The following is a 6,480-nucleotide window of genomic DNA, read 5'->3' as shown; positions in this document are numbered from 1 at the left end:
AAAATGCTTGGCAAGGAAATCCCCCGCAGATGATGTCCACTTGCCCTCTAAATTGTCTAAAGTCATGGTCTGTGACCTCTTTAATGTCATGGTATTCTATTTCCCCTTCTGTGATAAACATAGCTTTATAAGATGTTCTAGCGAATTTATCAATTTCACAAAAGCCCAGGCATTTATGACCCTGTGATTCCATCCCTAGCCTAAAACCGCCTATCTCAGCAGATAAATCTAAAAATTTCATTTTTCCTCTCTTTCCAACTAAAAAAGAGCCTTACACTTGTAAAACTCTTGCTTATATATGATCATCCATTTCTGGTGCACGGATGATTTCAACAATCAAAATGACGATAGAAATCAGATAGATTCCACCTAGTATCCACCAAATCACCTTATTCACCTCCCTTTACTTCTTGTCGTCTCAGTTGCTTGGTCCACTCTGACAGCACACCATTAAATACGTATTCAGCTATTACTTCCGCTGACCGAGCAAATCGCATATGTTCCAAAGCATACTGATAACGGTCACTAAAATAAATCATGGCATAGTCACTAGCTGACTGAGATAGACCCGTCTGTCTTAACTGGTCATGAACCAAACCCCAAATATAGTCTCGATCGTACTTGGTCACGTCATCGACTTTTGAAGTGAAGTTCTCTTCTTGTTTCTCATCTACTAGCTGCCTCTCCTCCTCGTCCTCAATAAGGAAATCACTCCCTTCAGTTTCACTATATTCAGTTTCACTTCCTTCAGTCTCACTAGGGGCTGAATTTAAGACCGGCCCCGTCTTTCTTTGAGCCCCCCCTAGTGTTTTTTTAACACTAGCCCCGTCTGTATGTAAGACTGGGGTAGGCATATGTTCTAATTCCCCCAAGTAAATTTTATTTGCCATTCGACCTCTTTCACTAGAGGACTGTTGGACTTCATCGATTAAGCCATATTCGCGTAAGGTTTTCTTGATAGAGAGTAGTTTTGACTTTGAACAGCCTAAAAGTGCCATCAGATTTGAATTGGAATAAATCAAGTAAATTGCTCCATCCTCATCAATCCAGCCCTTACTCAAAGACAGCTCCAACCTATCTTTTAAAACCGCGTAGGCTACCTTAACTTCCAGCTTCATATCCTTATAACGTTCACTCTCAAACAAGACTTTTGGGAGTTTATAATAACGCTCTGATGTCTGATATTGATTAGCGGTAATACGTTTCATGATTATCCCTCCAAGACTAAAAGTCCAACATTTCCGAATTCATCAAATCGGATTAAACCTACTTGTTCCATTTCATCAATTAGCTGAATTGCTTTCTCAATATCAACTCCCAAGATAGTCACGAGATGACACATCACCATTTGACGTGATGATTGTTCCTTCTTTTGCATAATTACCTCCAAAACGCAAAAAAGGGGTAGACAATTTAATGTCTACCCCCGATAATTTATTAAAACAAAAATCCTGCCAAAGAAATTTTGGCAGGATTTTTGGCAGGAAACCAAATCAATTTATCAGTTTCTATCAATCGCTTATCGCTCTCAAAGACTGGTAAATAGGGATTCCGCAATCTAATTATGATGTGACTCTTATTTAAGAGTAACTGAAGCTCCAGCTTCTTCAAGTTTAGCTTTGATTTCTTCAGCTTCTGCAGTTGCAACGCCTTCTTTAACCATAGCTGGTGCGCCGTCAACAAGTTCTTTAGCTTCTTTAAGACCAAGACCAGTGATTTCGCGAACAACTTTGATAACGCCAACTTTTTTGTCGCCAGCAGATGTCAATTCTACGTCGAATGAATCTTTAGCTTCTTCAGCAGCAGCACCAGCTGCAGCAACAGCTACAGGAGCAGCCGCAGTTACACCAAATTCTTCTTCGATAGCTTTTACAAGGTCGTTAAGCTCAAGGATAGTAGCTTCTTTAATTTCAGCAATAATGTTTTCAATGTTCAATGCCATTGTGATTTTCCTCCAATTTAGGTTTTTTTAAATAGTTTGTAGCACTAAGCAGCTACGCTCTGACGCATTAAGCAGCGTCTTCTTTTTCTGCAACAGCTTTGACAGCGTATGCAACGTTGCGAACTGGCGCTTGAAGTACAGAAAGCAACATAGAAAGCATGCCTTCGCGGTTTGGCAATGTAGCAAGTGCCTCGATTTCTTCTTTAGAAGAAACTTTACCTTCTACAGCTCCACCTTTGATTTCAAGAGCATCAGCAGTTTTCGCGAAATCGTAAATTGTTTTAGCTGGAGCAACTGCATCGTTTGAGAATGCAACTGCAGATGGACCTACAAACAATTCTGTAAGACCTTCAAGACCAGCTTGCTCAGCAGCACGACGCAAGATTGAGTTTTTGATAACTTTGTACTCAACTTCTGCACCACGCAAGTTACGACGAAGAACTGTATCTTGTTCTACTGTCAAACCACGAGCGTCTACTACAACGATAGATGTTGCAGCTTTCATTTGCTCAGCAACGGCATTTACTAATTCCGCTTTTTTAGCGATAATAGCTTCACTCATTTTTTTACCTCCGTTTTTATTTTGGGCTAGGCACAAAAAAATCGCACCTAAACCTAGACACGAAAGTACAAATACGTTTATCTCAATAATCGTTTTGTGCCTCGGTAGGATGTTTATGAGTCCAGCTCCCCTACTGTCTTAGGTCAGTTTTTTCAAACCTCAATTATCATAACACAGTATTTTTTAGAATGCAAGACTTTTCTCTTATTTTTTTAAAATTTTTTTCTCAAGATGAAAAATAACTGCCATTCCCTTGAGAATAGCAGTTTAATCTTATTTAATCTTGTCTTCTTCGTAGTCGCCATTTGGGCAGACAACTTGTTTCCCACCACCACGAACTTTTTTCTCAACTAGATAATGGTCACATTTTGGACAGGTACGACCGACTGGCTTATCCCATGAAGTAAATTCACACTCTGGATAACGATCACAACCATAGAATAGACGATTGCGTTTGCTCTTGCGTTCAATGACCTGACCTTTTTGGCAAACCGGACAAGTCACACCAATTTCCTTTGTGATTTGCTTGGTATTGCGGCAATCTGGGAAATTGCTACATGCGTAGAATTTTCCAAAACGACCTAGTTTAATGACCATTTCATGTCCGCAGACATCACAATCAAAACCAGCTGGCTCATCCTTGATTTGGATTTTCTCCATCTGGTCTTCAGCCTTAGATAATTCCACCTTGAATGGCTGATAGAAACCGTCAATGACTTTTTGCCACTGCTCTTTACCAACCTCAACGTCATCCAACTTCTGCTCCATTTCAGCCGTAAAGGTGACGTTGACGATGTCTGGGAAGAATTCGACAATCAGTTTGTTGACAATCTCGCCCAATTCTGTCGGTTCAAATCGCTTAGCAGCAAGCTTAACATAGTACCGTTTTTGAATGGTTTCAATGGTTGGTGCATAGGTTGACGGACGACCGACACCATTCTCTTCCAAGGTCTTAATCAAGGTTGCTTCCGAATAACGAGCCGGTGGTTGCGTGAAATGTTGTTCAGGATTGGTTGAACTACGGATAACGGTGTCCCCTTGCTCCATATCTGGCAACATCTTATTCTTATCAGAGTCGTTGTAAACCGCCATATAACCATCAAACTTGACTTGGCTACCATTGGCTGCGAAAATCACCCCATTCTGACCTAGGCGGACACTCATGGTATCAAAGATTGCCGCAGTCATCTGACTAGCTACAAAACGATTCCAAATCAAGGTATAGAGACGAAGTTGGTCCTTATCCAAATACTTGGCAATGGACTCTGGTGTCAAGTGAACATTTGACGGACGAATGGCCTCATGGGCATCCTGGGCTCCTGTCGCATTCTTGACCTTGCTACCATGTTTTGAATAGGTTTCGCCAAAACGCTCCGTGATAAATTCTGCTGCCTGAGCCTGTGCAACAGGGCTAATACGGGTTGAATCTGTACGCATATAGGTAATCAAACCTTGAGTACCGCCTGTTCCAAGACTAACTCCTTCATAGAGCTGTTGGGCAACCATCATGGTTTTACGGGTACGGAAGTTGATTTTATTGGCCGCATCCATCTGCATGGTCGAGGTTGTATATGGAAGTGGTGCATTACGCTTCCGTTCCTTCCGCTCAACCTGTTCTACCAAGAAATCATCTCCGTTTAGACGTGCCAAAATCTCCTTGACTTGCTCATTGTTTTCAACCTTGACTTTTTTACCGTCTAGCCCATAGAAACTAGCTTGGAATTTCTTGCTTCCTTTTTTGAAAGTCGCATCGATTGTCCAGTATTCTTCTGGTTTGAAATGATTGATTTCATTTTCACGGTCAATAATCAACTTGAGGGCAACGGATTGCACACGTCCTGCTGACAAGCCCTTTTTGACTTTCTTCCAGAGAATTGGTGAGATGGAATACCCTACAATACGGTCCAAGACACGACGCGCTTGTTGGGCATCAACCAAATCATGATTGATAGCACGTGGTTCCTTAAAGGCATTTTTTACAGCATCTTTGGTGATTTCGTTGAAAACAACACGGTTTTTGTCATTTTCATCCAGTCCCAAAATATGAGCCAAATGCCAAGAAATTGCTTCTCCTTCACGGTCCGGGTCACTCGCCAGAAAGACTTGTTTGGCATTCTTTGCCTCTTTCTTCAAGGAATTGATGAGCGGTCCTTTTCCACGGATGTTGATGTATTCTGGCGCATAGTTGTTATCAAAGTCAATAGACATACTAGATTTCTTCAAATCACGAATGTGACCAACTGAGGCAACAACCTTATAATTTTTACCAAGATATTTTTCTATTGTTTTTGCCTTAGCAGGCGACTCCACAATGACAAGATTTTTCTTGCTTGTTGTTTTTTTCTTACTAACTGTTTTTGTAGCCATTCTATTTCCTTACAAGTATGTTTAACCTCACAAAGAATATACTATTTTTCAGTCAGTGTCAAGATTTTTATTTTCCTATAGGAAAACTGATTTTAAAATTGATAGTCAGAAATGATGTCCAAGCCCGATGTAATGCACTTTGCCCCCTCTTGAATTAGATGATGACAACCATCTGATTTTCCGTCCATAATGGAACCTGGAATAGCATAGACTTCTCTCCCTTCTTCCAAGGCACGTTCGCAGGTAATCAAGCTGCCAGACCGCATTTTAGCCTCACAAACCACCAAGCCCTCTACCAAACCAGCGATAATGCGATTCCGCTCTGGGAAATGGTATTTGAGTGGCTGGGCACCCGGTTCATACTCTGTCAGTACCAGATGGTGTTTGCCAATATAGGTCTGCAAATCCTTGTTTTCTTTAGGATAGACCTTGTCCAAACCTGTTCCGATAACGGCGATGGTCTGTCCACCATTTTTTAGGCTGGCAATGTGGGCTGCAGTATCAATTCCTCTTGCCAAACCACTGACAATGACAAAGCGATTACTCAATTCCTTGATAATCTTCTGAACTGACTGAACACCGTTTTTACTGGCATTTCGTGTACCAACAACTGCCAGCTTTGATTTTTCTAGCAATTCTAAATCCCCTTGATAAAACAAAAGTACAGGTGGATTGTAAATCTGCTTGAGCGCCAAAGGATAGATGTCATCTAAAATTGAAAAGGAAGGATACTTGTTAAATTCCTCTCGACAGGCTTTGACATCCAAATTCTTATAATTCTCCATAAAGAGAATGGGATTTTTGCATTCAGATACCACAGCGATATTGCGTAAGGATAGCTTTTTACCAAATGTTTCTTGGTAGGTTAAAACCTTATTGATATTGAGATTGGTCAAGCCTGCTTTTTTCCATTTAAACAATTCAAAATTATTCATTTTCTTCACCTCACTATTATTATTCGCAAGGGAAAGAAAAAACTCTTCCAAATGGAAGAATTATTTTTGAGGTATTTCTTTGATGACACGCGCAGGATTACCCGCTAAAACGACATTATCGCCAAAAGATTTAGTAACAACGCTACCTGCACCTACAACGACATTGTTGCCCAAGGTCACGCCTGGTAAAATTGTCACACCACCACCAGCCCAGAAATTATCACCAATTGTAATAGGAGCCCCATATTCCAAACCAGAATTGCGTTCTTCAGGGTCCAAGGGATGTAAGGGTGTTAGCAGTTGCACATTGGGACCGAGCATAGCATTTTTCCCGATTCGTATCGGACAGACATCAAGCATAGTACAGTTGAAATTAGCATAGAAATCCTCTCCGACATGAATGTTGCTTCCGTAATCACAATAGAAATTAGGTTCCATGTAAATGCGCTCACCTGTAGCTCCAAACCAGTTTTTCACGATTTGAGAACGCATAGAACCATCTAATTCATTATTGAAGTCCCGCATATTTTGGCGAGCTATCGTTCTCATTTGTCTAAGTTCTGGATCGGCAGCTATATATAATTGCCCAGCAACCATCTTTTCTTTTTCTGTCAGCATACATCTGCTCCTTTTTTCTTCTTAATACATATCTTAGGTTTTATTAATCTAAAAGT

At 40.8% G+C, this 6,480-nt stretch carries 8 protein-coding genes and 1 other annotated feature; all 8 genes read right to left on the bottom strand.

Annotated elements, in window-relative coordinates; translation table 11 throughout:
* Window positions 1–241: DNA cytosine methyltransferase (locus tag C1G57_RS09070; protein ID WP_161941143.1), on the bottom strand; the 241-nt coding region annotated here is incomplete at its 3' end.
* A gap of 148 nt (window positions 242–389) precedes the next feature.
* Window positions 390–1,208, bottom strand: coding sequence for a replication initiator protein A (locus tag C1G57_RS09060; protein ID WP_105114623.1), 819 nt, complete (start codon window positions 1,206–1,208; stop codon window positions 390–392).
* Window positions 1,209–1,210: 2 nt separating this feature from the next.
* A complete protein-coding gene (locus C1G57_RS11280) occupies window positions 1,211–1,378 on the bottom strand; it encodes a hypothetical protein (RefSeq protein ID WP_105114622.1) in 168 nt (55 codons plus the stop codon).
* Between the two features lie 198 nt (window positions 1,379–1,576).
* Window positions 1,577–1,942, bottom strand: a complete 366-nt coding sequence (gene rplL / locus C1G57_RS09050) for a 50S ribosomal protein L7/L12 (RefSeq protein ID WP_105114621.1) — start codon at window positions 1,940–1,942, stop codon at window positions 1,577–1,579.
* A 67-nt stretch (window positions 1,943–2,009) separates the two neighbouring features.
* A complete protein-coding gene (gene rplJ / locus C1G57_RS09045) occupies window positions 2,010–2,504 on the bottom strand; it encodes a 50S ribosomal protein L10 (protein WP_024532817.1) in 495 nt (164 codons plus the stop codon).
* A gap of 26 nt (window positions 2,505–2,530) precedes the next feature.
* Window positions 2,531–2,665: a sequence feature (ribosomal protein L10 leader region), on the bottom strand.
* A gap of 112 nt (window positions 2,666–2,777) precedes the next feature.
* Window positions 2,778–4,871 (bottom strand): type I DNA topoisomerase, encoded by a 2,094-nt coding sequence (topA, locus tag C1G57_RS09040; RefSeq protein WP_105114620.1) that lies wholly within the window; start codon window positions 4,869–4,871, stop codon window positions 2,778–2,780.
* A gap of 92 nt (window positions 4,872–4,963) precedes the next feature.
* Window positions 4,964–5,806 (bottom strand): DNA-processing protein DprA, encoded by an 843-nt coding sequence (gene dprA / locus C1G57_RS09035; RefSeq protein ID WP_105114619.1) that lies wholly within the window; start codon window positions 5,804–5,806, stop codon window positions 4,964–4,966.
* A gap of 60 nt (window positions 5,807–5,866) precedes the next feature.
* Complete coding sequence (locus tag C1G57_RS09030) at window positions 5,867–6,424, bottom strand: sugar O-acetyltransferase (RefSeq protein ID WP_105114618.1); 558 nt, start codon at window positions 6,422–6,424, stop codon at window positions 5,867–5,869.
* Window positions 6,425–6,480: the final 56 nt, after the last annotated feature.

The organism is Streptococcus suis (assembly GCF_002960425.1).
Taxonomy (GTDB): domain Bacteria; phylum Bacillota; class Bacilli; order Lactobacillales; family Streptococcaceae; genus Streptococcus; species Streptococcus suis_S.
The sequence above is the reverse complement of the archived record's forward strand: the minus strand, read 5'-3'. Positions and strand labels throughout refer to the sequence as shown.